Source organism: Acidiphilium sp. MT5, from assembly GCF_054767495.1.
Genome location: NZ_BAABMR010000005.1, coordinates 32324 through 48772 on the forward strand (window position 1 = coordinate 32324; position 16449 = coordinate 48772).

At 61.0% G+C, this 16449-nt stretch carries 13 protein-coding genes; 9 read left to right on the forward strand and 4 right to left on the reverse strand.

Annotation, left to right across the window (positions count from 1 at the left end):
- Positions 1 to 24 precede the first annotated feature (24 nt).
- On the reverse strand, positions 25 to 1227 hold the full coding sequence (locus tag ACYUCQ_RS06910) for a glycosyltransferase (RefSeq protein ID WP_460253784.1): 1203 nt from the start codon (positions 1225 to 1227) through the stop codon (positions 25 to 27).
- 83 nt (positions 1228 to 1310) lie between these two features.
- Between ACYUCQ_RS06910 and ACYUCQ_RS06915 the strand changes: the two genes are divergently transcribed.
- Complete coding sequence (locus ACYUCQ_RS06915) at positions 1311 to 2405, forward strand: M14 family metallopeptidase (protein WP_460253785.1); 1095 nt, start codon at positions 1311 to 1313, stop codon at positions 2403 to 2405.
- A 117-nt stretch (positions 2406 to 2522) separates the two neighbouring features.
- Here the strand turns inward: ACYUCQ_RS06915 and ACYUCQ_RS06920 are convergent, their stop codons facing one another.
- Both ACYUCQ_RS06920 and ACYUCQ_RS06925 read right to left on the reverse strand, forming a co-directional pair.
- Entirely contained in the window at positions 2523 to 4088 is a 1566-nt protein-coding gene (locus ACYUCQ_RS06920; protein WP_460253786.1) for a cisplatin damage response ATP-dependent DNA ligase, read from the reverse strand.
- On the reverse strand, positions 4085 to 5104 hold the full coding sequence (locus tag ACYUCQ_RS06925) for a ligase-associated DNA damage response exonuclease (protein ID WP_460253787.1): 1020 nt from the start codon (positions 5102 to 5104) through the stop codon (positions 4085 to 4087). The genes ACYUCQ_RS06920 and ACYUCQ_RS06925 overlap by 4 nt, the downstream gene beginning before the upstream one ends.
- 53 nt (positions 5105 to 5157) lie before the next feature.
- Here ACYUCQ_RS06925 and ACYUCQ_RS06930 point away from each other — a divergent pair, with 53 nt between their 5' ends.
- The 8 genes from ACYUCQ_RS06930 to ACYUCQ_RS06965 are packed head-to-tail and all read left to right on the forward strand — an operon-like array spanning position 5158 to position 15067.
- Positions 5158 to 7614, forward strand: a complete 2457-nt coding sequence (locus ACYUCQ_RS06930) for a ligase-associated DNA damage response DEXH box helicase (RefSeq protein WP_460253788.1) — start codon at positions 5158 to 5160, stop codon at positions 7612 to 7614.
- A gap of 13 nt (positions 7615 to 7627) precedes the next feature.
- Entirely contained in the window at positions 7628 to 8305 is a 678-nt protein-coding gene (gene pdeM, locus ACYUCQ_RS06935) for a ligase-associated DNA damage response endonuclease PdeM (RefSeq protein WP_460253789.1), read from the forward strand.
- Positions 8305 to 9723, forward strand: a complete 1419-nt coding sequence (locus tag ACYUCQ_RS06940; protein ID WP_460253790.1) for a cryptochrome/photolyase family protein — start codon at positions 8305 to 8307, stop codon at positions 9721 to 9723. Before pdeM ends, ACYUCQ_RS06940 begins: the two co-directional genes overlap by 1 nt.
- The gene (locus ACYUCQ_RS06945; protein ID WP_460253791.1) at positions 9720 to 11021 is read left to right on the forward strand and encodes an NAD(P)/FAD-dependent oxidoreductase; all 1302 of its coding nucleotides are present in this window, start codon (positions 9720 to 9722) and stop codon (positions 11019 to 11021) included. Before ACYUCQ_RS06940 ends, ACYUCQ_RS06945 begins: the two co-directional genes overlap by 4 nt.
- Positions 11018 to 11815, forward strand: coding sequence for a DUF1365 domain-containing protein (locus ACYUCQ_RS06950; protein ID WP_460253792.1), 798 nt, complete (start codon positions 11018 to 11020; stop codon positions 11813 to 11815). The genes ACYUCQ_RS06945 and ACYUCQ_RS06950 overlap by 4 nt, the downstream gene beginning before the upstream one ends.
- Positions 11812 to 13029, forward strand: a complete 1218-nt coding sequence (locus ACYUCQ_RS06955) for a class I SAM-dependent methyltransferase (protein ID WP_460253793.1) — start codon at positions 11812 to 11814, stop codon at positions 13027 to 13029. Before ACYUCQ_RS06950 ends, ACYUCQ_RS06955 begins: the two co-directional genes overlap by 4 nt.
- Positions 13030 to 14370: an MFS transporter gene (locus ACYUCQ_RS06960; RefSeq protein WP_460253794.1), complete on the forward strand. Its 1341-nt coding sequence runs from the start codon at positions 13030 to 13032 to the stop codon at positions 14368 to 14370.
- A complete protein-coding gene (locus tag ACYUCQ_RS06965) occupies positions 14363 to 15067 on the forward strand; it encodes a metallophosphoesterase (protein ID WP_460253795.1) in 705 nt (234 codons plus the stop codon). The genes ACYUCQ_RS06960 and ACYUCQ_RS06965 overlap by 8 nt, the downstream gene beginning before the upstream one ends.
- Here ACYUCQ_RS06965 and lpdA read toward each other — a convergent pair.
- The gene (lpdA, locus tag ACYUCQ_RS06970; RefSeq protein WP_460253796.1) at positions 15058 to 16449 is read right to left on the reverse strand and encodes a dihydrolipoyl dehydrogenase; all 1392 of its coding nucleotides are present in this window, start codon (positions 16447 to 16449) and stop codon (positions 15058 to 15060) included. The two genes, ACYUCQ_RS06965 and lpdA, sit on opposite strands and share 10 nt — an antisense overlap.

Here is a 16449-nt window from a genome sequence, read left to right on the forward strand (position 1 = left end):
TTTTGCGAGCGCGCTTGGGTTTCGTCAATCGAGGCGGGCGATACCGCAGGATTGCAACGCATTGGCCAGCGGATCGAGCGTCAAAGCCGCGCTGGCATAGGCTTGCCCGCGTGCGGCCAAGGACGCGCGTTCAACCGGGTCATCGGCCAAGCGACGCAACCACTGCACGGCGGCGTCATGATCAGGTTCCGCCCAGCGCGCGCCAGGCACGGCATAATCACCGCGCTGCTCAATAACCGGCACCAGTCGATACGGCACCAGCGCGGCGCTTTGAGCGTCCATGAATTGCAGCGTCCCCGACCAACCGGTAGCAATCACCGCAATCCCGCGCAGCATCGCCTCGGCAGGCACAATGCCAAATCCCTCGGCGCGATGCAGCGACAGTAAAATATCGGTGCTGGCAAACAAGGTGCGCATCCGCGCCGAATTCCACGTGGCATCAATCAGGCGAATATTGGCACTCGCGCCGATGGCGGTGCGAATTCGCTCAAAATCGCGCGGAAACAGGCTGGCCCCCGCAAGCTTAAGCACCAACAAGCGATCGGGCCGATCACCAAAAGCCGCCCGAAAACTGGCAATCGCGCCGAGCGGGTTTTTACGGTCGAAACTCGCCCCAAGATTAGCGATGACGGTAACAATCACCGCATGCGCGGGCAAACCAAGCGCCTCGCGATCCGCCATGGCTGGCGGCAGAATAGCGGCGAGCGGATAAGGCACAACGCGAACGCGCCCAGGCATGATCGGCTCAAGGGCGGTCGCCGTAAACATGGTCGGCGTCCAAACTTCATGAACAAAATCGGCGTTTTTGCGCCAAATGGCGGGAACCGTCTCGATTTCCCAATTCCAAAACCCAATCACCCGCCGTTCGCGTAAAAAATCGCGTGGCGCACGGGCAAGAAAGAGCGGAATCGACGGCGCATTGACGTGCAAAATCAGTGCGGAGCGCGGCATCTCGCGTATCAGCATTGGGCGCTTGCCGATGGCAAGGTCGATCGTGCCCGCATCGGCCTGCAGCGCGGCAATCCCGCTATGGAGCAGCCGCGCCGCTTCACCGAGGCCCGAAATGCGGCCCATTTCGCCGGCAATCTGCACGCCCAAGCTTGCGGTGGGCGGCACGCGATCCGGGCGCGGTGCCGCCGCCCGCACGGCAACGCCCAACGCGGCACGGCGCAGCGTGGGCGGCACCAAACGCCAGATACGGTGCAGAAATCCGAGCCGGTCGGCCATTTTTACTCCTATCCGAAGCGCACCGTGAGAGAATCGCACGACCAAGAGTTGCGAAGCCACGATCTGTCGTTAAAGTAAACGCCATGGCTGATGGAGACCAGGGGCTTTCAGAAGCGGTCGCGCCGACCACGGTTACCTCGGCGGCGGCGCCAACAGGTTCGGCAACCGCCGAATGGATCAACGCGACACTTGAACAGCCTGCCGATCCGCAATCCAATCATCTGCTGGATACCACGCTCGAAGCCCCAGCACTCCCGCATTTCACCGTCACACTCCAGCCACCGGATCTAACGCCCTGGCGCGTCGGCAATTGCGGCGTGGACGGATTTTGGAGTTTCGATGCGCCAAAGCCCGGCCCGCATGTTGCCCTGATTGCCCTGATCCATGGCAATGAAATCGCCGGCGCCATCGCCCTGGAAGCGATGCTACGCGCCGAAATCCGTCCGCTGCGCGGGCGATTGACCATCGGCTTTGCCAATCTCGACGCGTATGACCGGTTCGATCCGGCTCGGCCTATCGCCTCGCGCTTCATTGATGAAGATATGAACCGGGTTTGGAGCCCAGCCTTGCTCGATGGCGCGCGTCGCTCGCGTGAGTTGGACCGCGCCCGGGCCATACGCCCGGTGATCGAGAGTGCCGACATGGTGCTCGATCTCCATTCAATGCTTTGGCCCTCTGAACCGCTGATGCTGTGCGGCTCGGGCGCACGCGGCAAGGCGTTGGCGCTGGCGCTTGGCACGCCGGATTTGGTGGTCGCGGATTCCGGCCACGCTGGCGGGCGGCGCCTGATCGATTATCCGCGTTTCACCCATTCCATGAACGAGGCGGCTTGCGTGCTGGTCGAAGCCGGGCAGCATTGGCACGAACCAACGGTCGCGCAAATGCAGGAAACCATTGCCGCCGTGCTGCGCCATAGCGGGCTGCGTGATGCGACGCTGGCGCATCGTCCGCCGCCGCGCTTTGCCGAGGTAACCGAGTTGGTGACCGCGATGACGGACCGGTTTCAATTTGTGCGCCGGTTTCGGGGCGGCGAGATCATCGCCCGCCGCGGCACGCTGATCGGCCATGATGGCGGGCGGGAAATTCGCACACCGCATGATGATTGTTTGCTGATCATGCCAAGCCTGTGGACCTCACGGCTACACACGGCGGTGCGCCTCGCGCGGCTCATCCGCTAACGCAACATCCAATCAGATAGAATCATCTGATCGGGTAAAAATTGCGCGCCAAAACAATGCGCTTGAGCATTGTCGGGGGGCCGAGGCGAACGGAAAATGCTCGATGCGCTGCGCGGCTCAATCCAGCAGCGCCAATGCGGCCTCCAACGTATCGGCCTCCGCCGCTGGTTTATCGGGCCGCAGCCGCAAAATTCTGGGAAAACGCAGCGCAATGCCCGATTTATGCCGGGTCGATCGCTGCGCTGCATCGAAGCCAATTTCAAACACAATTCCCGGTTCCACCTCGCGCACCGGCCCGTAGCTTGCCACCGTATGGGCGCGAATCCAGCGATCAAGGAATGAGAGCTCGGCATCGGTGTAGCCGGAATAGGCCTTGCCCACCGGCACCAACCGGCGATCCGCCGTCCAAACCCCGAACGTATAGTCCGAATAAAACGAGCTGCGTTTGCCATGGCCGCGCTGCGCATACATCAGCACACAATCAAGGCTGAGCGGGTCGCGTTTCCATTTCCACCATAAGCCCTTCGGTCGCCCACCGACATAAGGGCTGGCCCCCGCTTTGAGCATCAACCCCTCAATCCCATCGCGCCGGGCGGTATCGCGCAGCGCCACCAAATCGGCCTCGGTGCGAAACGCGATTTGCGGCGAGAGATCCATCATGGCCGGTTGGGTCGCCTGATACCAGCGTTCAAGCCGCGCCCGGCGCCCATCAAACGCGAGCTCACGCACATCCTCGGCACCGTCAAACAACATGTCATAGAGCCGCACCGCAACCGGATAAGCGGCGCGGTGGCGCGCGGAGATGCTCTTGCGGTTGAGCCGCTGCTGCAAATCGGCGAACGGCGCCACCACCCCATCGCGGATTACCAGCAATTCACCATCCAGCACGGCGTGAAAATCCATCGCAGCGATGATCTCGGGAAAGCTCGCGGAAATATCATCGGCCCCGCGCGAATAGAGCCGCCGCCCACTCGGCGTGGCGGCAAGCTGCACGCGAATCCCATCCCATTTCCATTCGGCGCGGTAATCGGCCCAATTCAGCCGCGCCTGATCGCTCGGTTCCAGCGGATGCGCCAGCATCGGCGGGCGAAACATCGGGGTCGCCCCCGGCTCAGGCCGGGGCGCACGCCGCTCCAGCCAGTCGAACAGCGGCTGATAAGGCGGGGTAAGCCCGTGCCAAATCTCTTCAATCGCATCGACATCGACCGAAAATTGCTGGGCCAGCGCCAATTTCGCCAATCGCAGCGAAGCGCCGACGCGCAAACCCCCGGTGATCAGCTTAATCAAGGCAATGCGCGTGGCAACATCGCTAAAATCCAGCCATTTCCCGATCAACGCCGGAATATCGCCCTTCGGTGTCGCGCGCAGCGCGCTGACAATCTCCGCCAATTCAGGCGGCGCGCCCTGCACCGGCGCGGGCCAAATCAACGCCATAGTCTCGGCGAGATCCCCGACAAAATCATAGGAAAGTTCGAATAATACCGGATCAACACGGGTTGCCACCAAGGCCCGCAGGATTGCGGGTTTCGCACCCGGAAAATCTAACGCCCCGGCAATCGCGGCCAGTGCCAAGCCGCGCTCAGGATCGGGCCGCCGGGCGAAATAATCGGCCAGGAGCAGAAGTTTCGCATTGCGCCCCGTGGTATAGAGCAAGCGCTCCAGCAGCGTGGTAAACGCCTTCATGGGGCCTCGCCATCATCGCCATAGCCAATCAGCGTCAAAGCGCGGCCACGCAAACCGAGCTGACCAAGCTGATGGATCAAAGCCGCTTCCGCGCCATGCGTGACCCAAATTTCCGGAGCCTCGGTCTGCGCGATGCTGTGCAAAATCGCCTGCCAATCGGCATGATCGGAAATCACCAACGGCAACTCGACACCGCTGGCTTTGGCACGCTGACGCACCATCATCCAGCCTGACGCAGCGGCAATCACCGGATCATCCAGGCGCCGCGCCCAGCGATCTGCCATCGCGGATGGCGGCGCGAGCACAATGGCACCGCGCAACGCCGCCTTATCCGCCACGGTGGCCTGGCGCAAATCACCAAGCGCCACGCCGAATTCTTCATAGAGCGCGCATAATTTCACCAAAGCGCCATGCAGAAAAATCGGCGCGTCATAGCCCGCCTGCCGCAACAGCGCGATCAGCCTTTGGGTTTTGCCCAGCCCATAAGCGCCAATCAGATGCGCGCGGTGCTCAAACAGCGAAACCGATGCGAGCAGCCGGGCGATTTCCAGGCCGGCATCCGGGTGATGGAAAATCGGCAGCCCGAACGTCGCTTCAGTGACAAAGACATCGCATTTGATCGGCTCAAACGGCGCGCAGGTTGGGTCCGGCTGGCGCTTATAGTCACCGGAAATCACCGCGCGGCTCCCGCGATACTCAAGCACAATCTGGCACGAACCAAGAACATGCCCCGCCGGCACTAAGCGGATGATCACATCATTCACCCGAATGGTCTCGCCGGGCGCCGCACTTTGTTGCTGGGTGCCGGCCTTGCCCTCTGGCATGCGCACCCGCATGATCGCGAGTGTCTCGGTGCTGGCCAGCACATGCGCATGGCCGGGGCGTGCGTGATCGGCATGGCCATGGGTAATCACCGCACGCTCCACGGCACGGGTCGGGTCGATGAAAAATCCGCCGGGAAGGCAGAATAACCCCTCAGGCCGGGGTTGCAGCCAGGTCGAAGGATGCGGCGCCATCTCGCTATGATGGGTCGGATTGCAGCTTTCGCAAAGCCTGCCATCTTACGGCGGTGACCGCTTTGCCACCCCGCTTTGCCGATTGGTTTGCCGCGCGCGGCTGGCATGTGCGCGAGCATCAGCTTGCGGTGCTGCAAGCCGCGCACGATCAGCACCACGCCTTGCTGATCGCACCCACGGGCGGCGGCAAAACCCTGGCCGGGTTTTTGCCGAGCCTGATTGATCTGACCGAGGCACCGACGGATCATTTGCACACGCTCTATATCAGCCCGCTCAAGGCGCTGGCCACCGATATCGCCCGCAATTTGCAAGCGCCGATCGAGGAGATGAACTTGCCCATCCGGGTGGAGACCCGCAGCGGTGATACCCCGGCCAATCGCCGGGCGCGCCAGCGTGAGCGTCCGCCGCATCTGTTGCTGACAACGCCGGAAAGCCTAGCACTCCTGGTGTATGCGCCCAATGCAGGTGATTATTTCGCCGGGCTGCGCATGATCGTGATTGACGAGGTTCACGCGCTGGCCGGCACCAAGCGCGGCGATCAACTCGCGCTCTGCCTGGCCCGGCTCAGCACCCTGGCACCCGCGGCCCGGCGCATCGGGCTCTCAGCGACCATCGCGCATCCGCAAGCGATCCAGCGCTTTATCTCCCCGGATGGCCAAGGGGCTAAAACCCGGCTGATCATCGGTGCAGCAGGGTCCGCCCCGGTCATCGAGATGCTGATCGCCCCGGTGCGCATGCCCTGGTCTGGCCATATGGGGCTGATGGCGGCGGGCGCGATTTTGGAACGGATCAAAGCGGCGCGGATGAGCATTGTGTTCGTCAATACCAGGGCGCAGGCCGAGCTGATGTTCGAGGCGCTCTGGCGGCATAATGACGAGACGATCCCGATTGCCCTGCATCATGGCAGCCTCGCGGTCGAGCAGCGGCGCCGGGTTGAGGCGGCGATGGCGCAAGGGGCGTTGCGCGCCGTGGTGGCAACGTCCTCGCTCGATCTGGGAATCGATTGGGCCTCGGTCGATCAAGTCATCCAAGTGGCGGCGCCGAAAGGCGTGTCGCGGCTGATGCAGCGTTTGGGCCGCGCCAATCATCGGCTCGATGAAGCCTCCCACGCCCTGCTGGTCCCCGCCAACCGCTTCGAAGTGCTGGAATGTGTCGCGGCCATCGCCAGCGTCGCGGCTGGCGAGCTGGACGGTGATCCGCCGCGCCCCGGCGCGCTCGATGTGCTGGCCCAGCATATTCTGGGCTGCGCCTGCGCCGGTCCCTTCCACCCTGATGATCTTTATGCCGAAATCACCCGCGCCAGCCCCTATGCGCATCTGCCGCGCACCGATTTCGAGGATGTACTGCGCTATGTCGAGGATGGCGGCTACGCCCTCGCCGTCTATGAGCGCTACCGGAAATTATTCCGCGACGCCGAGGGCCTCGTGCATGTGCGAAACCAAAAACTGGTGCGCCAATTCAGAATGAATCTCGGCACCATCGTCGAAGCGCCGACCCTGAAATTGCGCCTCAAACATGAGCGCGGCCCGGTGTTGGGTGAGGTTGAGGAATATTTTGCCGCTATGCTGCGCCCCGGCGACACGTTTCTATTCGCAGGAAGGCGGCTAAGCTTTGTTGGTTTGCGTGAAACCAGCCTGATCGCGGTGGATGGCGGCGTCGGCGAGCCGAAAATCCCGGCCTATGTCGGCGGCCGCATGCCGCTATCAACCCATCTAGCGGACCGGGTGCGCGCCTTATTGCAGCGCCGGGCGGATTGGGAGCATTTGCCAATCCCGGTGCGCGAATGGCTGGAGATGCAAGCGCTGCGCTCGGATTTGCCCGGCGAGACCGATTTGCTGGTTGAAACCTTCCCCCGAGGCGGGCGTTGGTATTTGGTAGCCTATTGCTTCGAAGGTCGCCAGGCGCATCAAGCGCTGGGCATGTTGCTGACCCGCCGGATGGAACGGTTTGGCGATCAGCCTTTGGGCTTCGTTGCGACCGATTATGTGCTGGGCATTTGGAGTGCCCGCCCGCCACACGATATTGCCCGATTATTCGCGCCCGATTTGCTCGGCGATGATTTGGAAGAATGGCTCGCCGAGAGCGCCATGCTAAAGCGCAGCTTTCGCGCCGTTGCAGTTATCGCAGGTTTAATCGAACGGGTGCATCCTGGCGGCGAACGCAACCGTAGACAGATCACGATCAATACCGATCTAATTTATGATGTGCTGCGTAAACATGAACCTGACCATATTCTTCTCCGCGCCACCCGTGCTGATGCCGCGCATGGGCTGGTCGATCTCAGCCGCATCGCCGGCATGCTCAACCGCATCCAAGGCCGGATCACGCACCGCGCCCTCGCGCGCGTCTCACCGCTCGCGGTGCCGGTGCTGCTCGAGATCGGTCGTGAGCCGATCCGTGGGCTTAGCGCCGAAGATGCGCTCCTCGATGAGGCCGCCGCCCTGCTTGCCGAATGTTTCGATGACCCCCCTGCCCGCCCGGCCACTCTGGCGCAACGGGCCACGATGTGAAATTGACCAGAGGATGAATGCTGCGCCGCTCCACCGTGCCGGTCACCGGTTTTTGCTCGACCCGGCAGGGATCGTGTTTTGGCCCGCGCACAAAACCTTGATCGTGGCCGATTTGCATCTGGAAAAAGCCTCTGCCGGCGCTGTCCACGGCCAATTAATGCCACCCTATGACAGCCGCACCACGCTTGATCGGCTGGCACGGCTGGTGCGCCGGTACCGACCAGAGACCATCGTCGCCCTTGGCGATTCGTTTCACGACTCCGCAGGGCGGCACCGGATGGCCGCCGAAGACGCCGCCCGGCTCGCGCGGCTGGAATCAGAGCAGCGATTCGTGTGGATCGCCGGTAATCACGACTCCGCGACCCAGTGGCCAACCGATTGGACCCTCGATGCGGTGACGCTGCGCCACCAAGCGGGCACCGAGCCGCCCGGCGCGCTGGAGTTTTCCGGGCATTTTCATCCCAAAGCGAGCATTATCACCCGCGCCGCGCGGATTACCCGCCCTTGCTTCGTGGTCGATCACCAGCGCGTGATCCTACCGAGCTTCGGCGCTTATACCGGCGGGTTTGACGTGACCGCCGCACCGATCCGGCGGCTGTTTCCCCGTGGTGGCCAGGTGTTTTTACTCGGCACCGACCGTTTGCATTGTTTCGCGTTGGCCGATGCCGCGCGAGCAGCGCGAGCCGCGTGATGGCCCAATCACTGGTCTGGCTGCGCAATGATTTGCGCCTCGCCGATAATCCCGCTTTGGCTGCCGGCCTCGCCGAGGGTGCTGTGGTGCTGGTTTACGTACTGGACCCGGCAGCGCGCTGGGGTGGCGCGTCGCTCTGGTGGCTGCATCATTCGCTCGAACGGCTGGGGGCAGACATTGCCGCGCGCGGCGGACAATTGGTGCTCCGGCGGGGTGATTCCTGCACGATCATCCCCGCCTTGGCGCGCGAAATCGGCGCCACCAGCGTGCAGGCGGGACGCGCGCATGAGCCTTATCTGCGCGCGATTGACCGCGAGGTTGCCGCATCCTTGCAAAAAATCGGGGTTGCGTTTCATCGCCATCGCTCAGCCTTGGCGCTGCCACCAGAAGCGGTGCTGACCCAAGCGAGCGGGGTGTATGGCGTCTATACGCCGTTTTCCCGGGCCTGCTTGGATAAATTAGCGCTCCGCCCGCCAATTCCAGCCCCGGCCAAGTTCCCCGCCACCCGATCCATCACGAGCGATCATCTGGCCGATTGGGGCCTGCTGCCCACCGCACCCGATTGGGCCGGCGGCCTACGCGCCACCTGGCAGCCCGGCGAGGCCGGTGCGCAGGCGCAACTCGCAGCCTTTAGTCCCGCCCGGCTTGATCAATATGATCTCAACCGCAATCAACCCGGCATTCCTGGCACCTCGATGCTTTCGCCGCATTTGCACTGGGGCGAAATTGCCATCGATGCCGTCTGGCGCAGGATCGAGGCATTGCCAACCCCGCGTCATGAGGGCAAACAAACCTATTTGAAGGAATTGCTCTGGCGCGAATTCGCAGCCTATTTGCTGTGGCATCATCCAAGCTTGGAAACAACGCCCATGCGCGCCGAATTCGAGCGTGTTGCCTGGCGCGATTCCCCCTCAGACCTGCGCGCCTGGCAGCGCGGGATGACCGGCGTGCCAATCGTTGATGCTGGCATGCGGCAACTTTGGCAAACCGGCTGGCTGCATAATCGGGTGCGGATGATCGTCGCCTCCTATTTGGTCAAACATTTGCTGATCCCCTGGCAGGTTGGCGCGGCCTGGTTTTGGGACACGCTGGTCGATGCCGATCACGCATCGAACGCCGCGTCATGGCAATGGGTAGCCGGATCAGGGGCCGATGCAGCGCCCTATTTCCGGGTTTTCAACCCGGTTTTACAAGGCGAAAAATTCGATCCCGACGGTTCTTATGTCCGCCGCTATGTGCCCGAACTGGCCCGCCTGCCGGATGCACATCTGCATGCGCCCTGGCAGGCCCCCGACTTGATCCTCCGTGGCGCGGGCGTGGTGTTGGGCAAGGATTACCCAAAGCCATTGGTTGATTTGAAATATGGCCGTGAGCGTGTGCTCGCCGCTTTCAAAGTGTTGGGAAAGAACGCGGCATGAACAGTGAAAAACCCCGTCTCGCGGTGGTTGGTGCGGGCATTGCCGGCCTTGCGATGGCATGGCTCGCCCGCAATGATTATGACGTGACGTTATTCGAAGCCGAAGACCGGCTCGGCGGTCATGCGGATACCCAACATGTCATGATCGATGGACGCGACATTGCGGTCGATACCGGCTTCATTGTGCTCAATGATCGCAATTATCCCAATCTTGAGGGATTATTCGCCGCATTGGGGGTCGCAACCCATGATAGCGACATGTCATTCGGCGTATCGATTGGCGATGGCGCCTTGGAATATGGCGGCGGCTCCATCGGTCAGCTCTTCGCGCAAAAAAGCAATCTGCTCAAACCGCGCTTCTGGCGAATGATCCAGGATATTTTGCGGTTTAACCGCGAAGCCCCTGCCCTGATGAGCAGCAATAGCACCGAAAGTCTGGGCGCCTATATCGATCGCAATGGCTACAGCGCGGGCTTTGCCGAGGACCATATCCTGCCGATGGGTGCCGCGATCTGGTCAGCGTCGATTGAGGGGATGCGCGAATTTCCAGCGCGCAATTTCGTGCGGTTTTTTCATAATCATGGCCTGCTCACCGTCAATAACCGGCCGCAATGGCGCACCGTCACCGGTGGCTCGTGCTGCTATGTCGCCAAGCTGCGCGCAGTCTTGGGCACACGCGTGCGCACCGCGAGCAAAGTGCGTGAAATCCAGCGTGATGCGCAGGGCGTTACCATCATGATCGATGGCGAGGCAATCCGGTTTGATCAGGCCGTGCTCGCCTGCCACGCCGATGAAGCCCTGGCGATGATCGCCGCCCCCAGCGCACAAGAGCGATCAATCTTGGGGGCCATTGGCTTTCAGGATAACCGCGCCGTGCTGCATACTGATGCAACCTTAATGCCCAAGCGCCGCGCCGTTTGGTCCTCATGGAATTATTTAGCGCGCAACAGCAGCGATCACCAACATGGCGTTAGCCTAACCTACTGGATGAACCTTCTGCAAGGCATGCAAACCAGCAAGCCACTTCTGGTCACCCTGAACCCGCTGATCGAACCCGCTGCAGAAACAATTTTGCTCGAGCGGCATTATCGGCATCCGCAATTCAACGCGCAGGCCATGGCGGCTCAGGAACAGCTTCCCACCATTCAGGGCAAGGCGGGGCTATGGTTTGCCGGCGCCTGGACCGGCTGGGGCTTTCATGAGGATGGTATCGCCTCCGCCGTGCAGATCGCCCGCGCTTTGGGCATCAGCATCCCCTGGCGTGCCGCCGATCACCGCCCGGCGGCGCAGGCCGCATGAATAATCTCGCCGCGCCCGCAGCACAGATCGAGCCGCCGCAAATCTATGCGGGCAAGGTTAGTCATGTGCGGGTCGAAAAATTCATCCATCGCTTTATCTATCGGCTCTGGATGCTCGCTGTGGATTTGGATGACCTTGATCAATTCGCTGCCCGCAGCAGGCTGTTTCGCCATAATCACACCGGCCTGATCAGCGTGCATGATCGCGATCACGGCCCGCGTGACGGCACCGCGCTGCGGCCTTGGGCTGAGGCCATTCTTGCGGCGCATGGCCAGGAAATCTATGCCGCGCGCATCCGTTTCATGGTGATCCCCCGTATCTTGGGATATGCATTCAACCCGATTGCGTTTTTCTTCTGTTATGCGGCTGATGGCACGCTCGGTGTGGTTTTGCATCAAGTGAAAAACACCTTTGGCGACCAGGTGATTTACGCAATCCCTGTTGCCCCCGGCACGGGCACGGTGCGGCAAGTTGCCGCGAAATCCATGCATGTCTCGCCGTTTTTCGACATGAAAGGGCAGTATGATTTCACCTTCAGCCGCCCCGGCCCGCAATTTCGTTTGGGCATTCGCTATAAAGCCTCTGCGCCGCGCTTGAATGTCGTAATGGCGCTACGCGCTATGCCCGCGACCGACAACGCATTGGCCGTCCAATTACTGCGCATGCCATTCATGGCGTTCAAGGTGATGGCGGCAATTCACTGGCACGCCCTGCGCCTGTTCCTGCGCGGTGCGATGTTCCATCGCGAACCCTCAACGATCCATCCGCCCGTTATTCCTGGAGAAACGTCATGACCGACGCGACCACCCTCAACCATGCGAGCCTGCCGCGTGACCGCCGCCTGCGGCTTGGTCTCAGCATCGCCCGCTTGATCAAAGCGGGCACCTTGGAAGTGATTTTGCCTGATGGCAGCGTGCATCATTTCGCGGGCGCTGAACCCGGCCCCGCCGCAACATTGATCGTGCGGGACGCCCGGATGATCGCAAAGCTGGTATTTGGCGGCAGTTTAGGCCTCAGCGAAGCGTATCTGGATGGCGATTGGGACAGCCCCAATTTGATCGATGTGCTCCGCCTCGGCACGCTGAACGAGGCGGCATGGGAAGATATGTTGCGCGGCAAATTATGGGCGCGGGTGGTGAGCGCCATCGCGCATAAATTGCGCCCGAACACCCGCAAAGGCGCGCGGCGCAATATCGCCGAACATTATGATCTGGGCAATGATTTTTACGCCTCCTGGCTTGATGGCACCATGACCTACTCCGCTGCCTTGTTTGATCGCGATGCGTCTAATCTGGAAGCCGCCCAGCGCTCGAAAATCCACCGTCTCTGCAAGGCGTTGGAATTGCAGCCGGGCATGAGTGTTCTCGAAGTTGGCTGCGGCTGGGGCAGCTTTGCCGAAATCGCCGCGCGCGATTATGGCGCAACGGTCACCGGCATCACCTTGTCACGCGAGCAGTTGGAATTCGGCCAGTCCCGCATTGCCAAATCCGGCTTATCTGATCGCGTGACGCTCGAATTGCGCGACTATCGCGATGTGTCACAGCAATTCGATCGGATCGCCTCAATCGAAATGTTCGAGGCCGTTGGCGAATCGTACTGGCCGACCTACTTCAATTGTCTGCATGATCGGCTGCGCCCCGGCGGGCTGGCCGGGTTGCAAATCATCACAATCGCCGATCGCTATTTCGATGATTACCGCTCCAGCGCTGACTTTATCCAACGCTATGTGTTTCCCGGCGGCATGCTGCCCTCACCGAGCCGCCTGCACGCGGAAATCAATCGAGCCGGCTTACATGTGCGCGATAGTTTTTGGTTCGGCACCGATTATGCCGATACACTGGCGCGTTGGGGCAAGGCCTTTCAGGATTCATGGCCGCGCATCGCCAAATTTTCCCGCCAATATGACACGCGCTTCAAACGGCTCTGGGAATTCTATCTCGCCTATTGCGAGGCCGGTTTCCGCGCCGGCTGGACCGATGTCGGTCAGTTCGTGATCGCGCGGCCCTGATTGAACCATCTGATTACGCCCGCACGGGCGAAGCTGCCGCTTCGCCTCTTGCTGATTTATGCTGGTCCTGCCTTGCCTTTGGCCATGCTTGGCTTGCCGTTGTTAGTAATCTTGCCCGATTTCTGGGCGCATGATATCGGCGTGCGCCTTGCCACCGTGGGCTATGTGCTGAGCGCGGTGCGGATTTTCGATGTGCTGATCGACCCCACGATTGGCCGATTATCGGATCTCTCCCGCTCGCGCTATGGCCGCCGAAAACCCTTCATCGCCTGTGCCATCCCGATTGCCGGAGTCGGCACGATCGGCTTATTTTTTCCACCGCACGGCGCTGGCGCGGTTTGGCTCTTCATCACCTACGCGTTAGTCACCTGGTCCTGGACCGCTTTGTCACTGCCCTATTGGGCCTGGGGGGCCGAACTTTCCGATAATTATGATGAACGCCAACGCATCACCAGCCTGCGCGAAGGCGGCACAATTGTCGGCATTCTGATCTCCGCTGCGGCCCCGGTCGCGCTCAGCGTTACCAGTAACGCGGGCAAGGTGCATCTTCTCGCCATTATCACCTTAGCGATGAGCGTGCCGCTCATCATGCTCGCTCTGCGCTATGTGCCAGATCCAGTGCCACGCGTCAGCACGGCATCAGCCAATATGCGCTCGACCTTGCGCGTCGTGTGGGCCAATCGGCCATTTCGCCGATTAATCGCGGCCTGGGCAGTCAATGGCTTGGCCAATGGCCTCCCAGCCGCCCTATTTTTGCTGGTCATCGCGCAGGTTTTGCACGCCTCAGCCGCCTCAGGCCCGATTTTACTGGTCTATTTTGCCGCCGCAATTCTCTCCGTGCCGCTCTGGCAATTATTGGCGCGCGCCCGCAGCAAGCATCTGGCCTGGACAATCGCTATGGCCATGTCCGGCATCGCCTTCATCTTCGTGCCGATCATCCGCCATTTACCGAATGCGTTAGTGCTGTTTGGCGTCATCAGCGTCTTTACGGGCGCGGGGCTTGGTGCTGATTTCACCATTCCGCCCGCAATTCAAGCCGATGTGGTCGATGTCGATGAGGCCGCATCGGGCGAGCAGCGCGCCGGGCTTTATTTTGCTGCCGCCACCATGGCGCAGAAAGCTGGCAATTCTCTGGCCCCGGGCATTGGCTTCGCTATATTGCAGGCGTTCGGATTTTCAACCAATGGTCACAATAGCGAGACGGCACTTGGAGCCTTGTTAGTGATGTATTGCGTGATCCCCGCGACACTGAAAATCATCGCCGCTTTGTTGATGTGGCATTTCCCGCTGGATCGCCAACACCAGGCGGCGTTGCGCGCCGAAATCACCATCCGTGCTTAAACCCGCCACCATCCCCCATGACCGTGGCCTGCGCATTGTTGGTGATGTGCATGGTGATCGGCGCGGCCTGGCTGCCGCGCTGGCGACAGATCGGTTCGTGATCCAGCTTGGCGATTTGGTCGATGATGGGCCAGACAGTGCAGGCACTTTGACATTAATGCTCGACCGGCTTGATGCGGGCGATGGTATTTTTCTGTTAGGCAATCACGATTACAAACTGGCCCGTGCCTTACGTGGCGATCGGGTCGTGCGCGGCCCTGCCTTGGTCGACACGCTGGCAAGCCTCAGCCCCGCGTTAGCCGAGCGCGCCTATCATGCCATCACCGCCGCGCCGATTTGGCTTGTCGGTGCGAAATGCCTGTTCGTTCACGGCGGTTTTCATCCCGCCATGGCCTATGCGCCCTCGCCAGCCTTTCCCGCCAAACAACCGGACCCACTCACCGCGCGTGCGCTTTATGGGGAAACCACTGGCCGCACCACCGGCGCTGGGCGCCCCGAACGGCTCTTGCGCTGGGTCGAGGCGGTCCCGCCCGATTTTACGGTGTATTGCGGTCATGATCAGCGCAGTTCGGATGGCCGCCCGTTGACATTAACCAATCGCGCCGGCGGCCGCGCCGTTTTTATGGATACCGGCGCCGGCAAAGGCGGGCATTTATCCTGGATCGATTTGCCCGCCTTCAATCAGCGTCAGATATGAAGCGCGCGCCCATCAACGGCAAGAGCCGCCTCTTTAATCGCCTCATTAAGTGACGGATGCGCGTGGCTGGTGCGTGCAACATCTTCCGCCGACGCACCGAACTCGATGGCCAGCACCAATTCAGCAATCATCGTGCCAGCATCCGGCCCAATAATATGAGCACCGAGCAGCCGATCCGTGGCTTTATCGGCAAGCAGCTTCACAAACCCGTCCGTATCGCCCATCGCGCGCGCCCGGCCATTGGCCATGAACGGGAATTTCCCAACTTTATAGGCAATACCCTCCGCTTTCAGCTCGTCTTCGGTCTTACCGACGGAAGCCACTTCCGGCCATGTATAAACGACCCCCGGAATCGCCCCATAATTCACATGACCCGCCTGGCCCGCCAACAATTCTGCTAACGCAACCCCTTCTTCCTCCGCCTTGTGCGCCAGCATCGGCCCTGCAATCACATCACCAATCGCATAAATGCCAGGCACATTGGTCGCGAAATGACCATCGGTCTTGACCCGGCCGCGCTCATCAAGAGCCACACCAACGGCGTCCAAACCCAATTGATCGGTGTTGGCCCGTCGGCCAATCGCGACCAACACAATATCAGCTTCCAACGATTCGCCCGCCCCGCCCTTCGCCGGCTCAAGCGCCAGCGTCACGCCATGCTCGTGCTTAACGGCACCGGTGACCTTGGTACCAAGCTTGAATTTAATCCCCAATTTACCGAGAATCTTTTGAAACGCAGTCGCAATCTCCCCATCCATGGTGGGGACCAACCGATCAAGATATTCGACAACCGTAACGTCCGCACCCAACCGGCGCCAAACGCTGCCCAATTCCAACCCGATATAACCCCCGCCAATCACCACCAAATGCTTCGGCACACGGCTCAGCGCAATCGCGCCGGTCGATGTCACAATCTGGGTTTCATCCACCTCAACGCCAGGGAGTGCTACACTCTCACTGCCCGTGGCGACAACGATATGTTTGGCGGTATACGTGCTGCCGGCAACCTCAACCTGCTGAGCAGATGTGAACCGTGCCGCCCCTTTGATCCAGGTCACCTTGTTCTTCTTGAACAGAAATTCAACGCCTTTGACGTTTGCGCCGACAACCTCGTCCTTATGCCCCATCATTCGCGTCAAATCGAAACCAATCTCCTTGGCAATGACGCCATGCTGGGCAAAACCATGCGCGAGCGCATGGTAATTTTCCGAGGATTGCAGCAGCGCCTTCGATGGGATGCAGCCAACATTCAGGCACGTGCCGCCCAGCGTTGCGCGCTTTTCGACACAGGCAACCTTCATACCAAGCTGTGCCGCGCGAATGGCGCAAACATAGCCGCCCGGCCCACCACCAATCACGATAACATCGAACTGCTCGGCCAT

What these genes read in the sequence shown, in the direction of transcription:
- ACYUCQ_RS06910 (WP_460253784.1), bottom strand. Translation starts at nt 1,227, where the DNA reads ATGGCCGACCGGCTCGGATTTCTGCACCGTATCTGGCGTTTGGTGCCG.
- ACYUCQ_RS06915 (WP_460253785.1), top strand. Translation starts at nt 1,311, where the DNA reads ATGGCTGATGGAGACCAGGGGCTTTCAGAAGCGGTCGCGCCGACCACG.
- ACYUCQ_RS06920 (WP_460253786.1), bottom strand. Translation starts at nt 4,088, where the DNA reads ATGAAGGCGTTTACCACGCTGCTGGAGCGCTTGCTCTATACCACGGGG.
- ACYUCQ_RS06925 (WP_460253787.1), bottom strand. Translation starts at nt 5,104, where the DNA reads ATGGCGCCGCATCCTTCGACCTGGCTGCAACCCCGGCCTGAGGGGTTA.
- pdeM (WP_460253789.1), top strand. Translation starts at nt 7,628, where the DNA reads ATGAATGCTGCGCCGCTCCACCGTGCCGGTCACCGGTTTTTGCTCGAC.
- ACYUCQ_RS06940 (WP_460253790.1), top strand. Translation starts at nt 8,305, where the DNA reads ATGGCCCAATCACTGGTCTGGCTGCGCAATGATTTGCGCCTCGCCGAT.
- ACYUCQ_RS06945 (WP_460253791.1), top strand. Translation starts at nt 9,720, where the DNA reads ATGAACAGTGAAAAACCCCGTCTCGCGGTGGTTGGTGCGGGCATTGCC.
- ACYUCQ_RS06950 (WP_460253792.1), top strand. Translation starts at nt 11,018, where the DNA reads ATGAATAATCTCGCCGCGCCCGCAGCACAGATCGAGCCGCCGCAAATC.
- ACYUCQ_RS06955 (WP_460253793.1), top strand. Translation starts at nt 11,812, where the DNA reads ATGACCGACGCGACCACCCTCAACCATGCGAGCCTGCCGCGTGACCGC.
- lpdA (WP_460253796.1), bottom strand. Translation starts at nt 16,449, where the DNA reads ATGGCCGAGCAGTTCGATGTTATCGTGATTGGTGGTGGGCCGGGCGGC.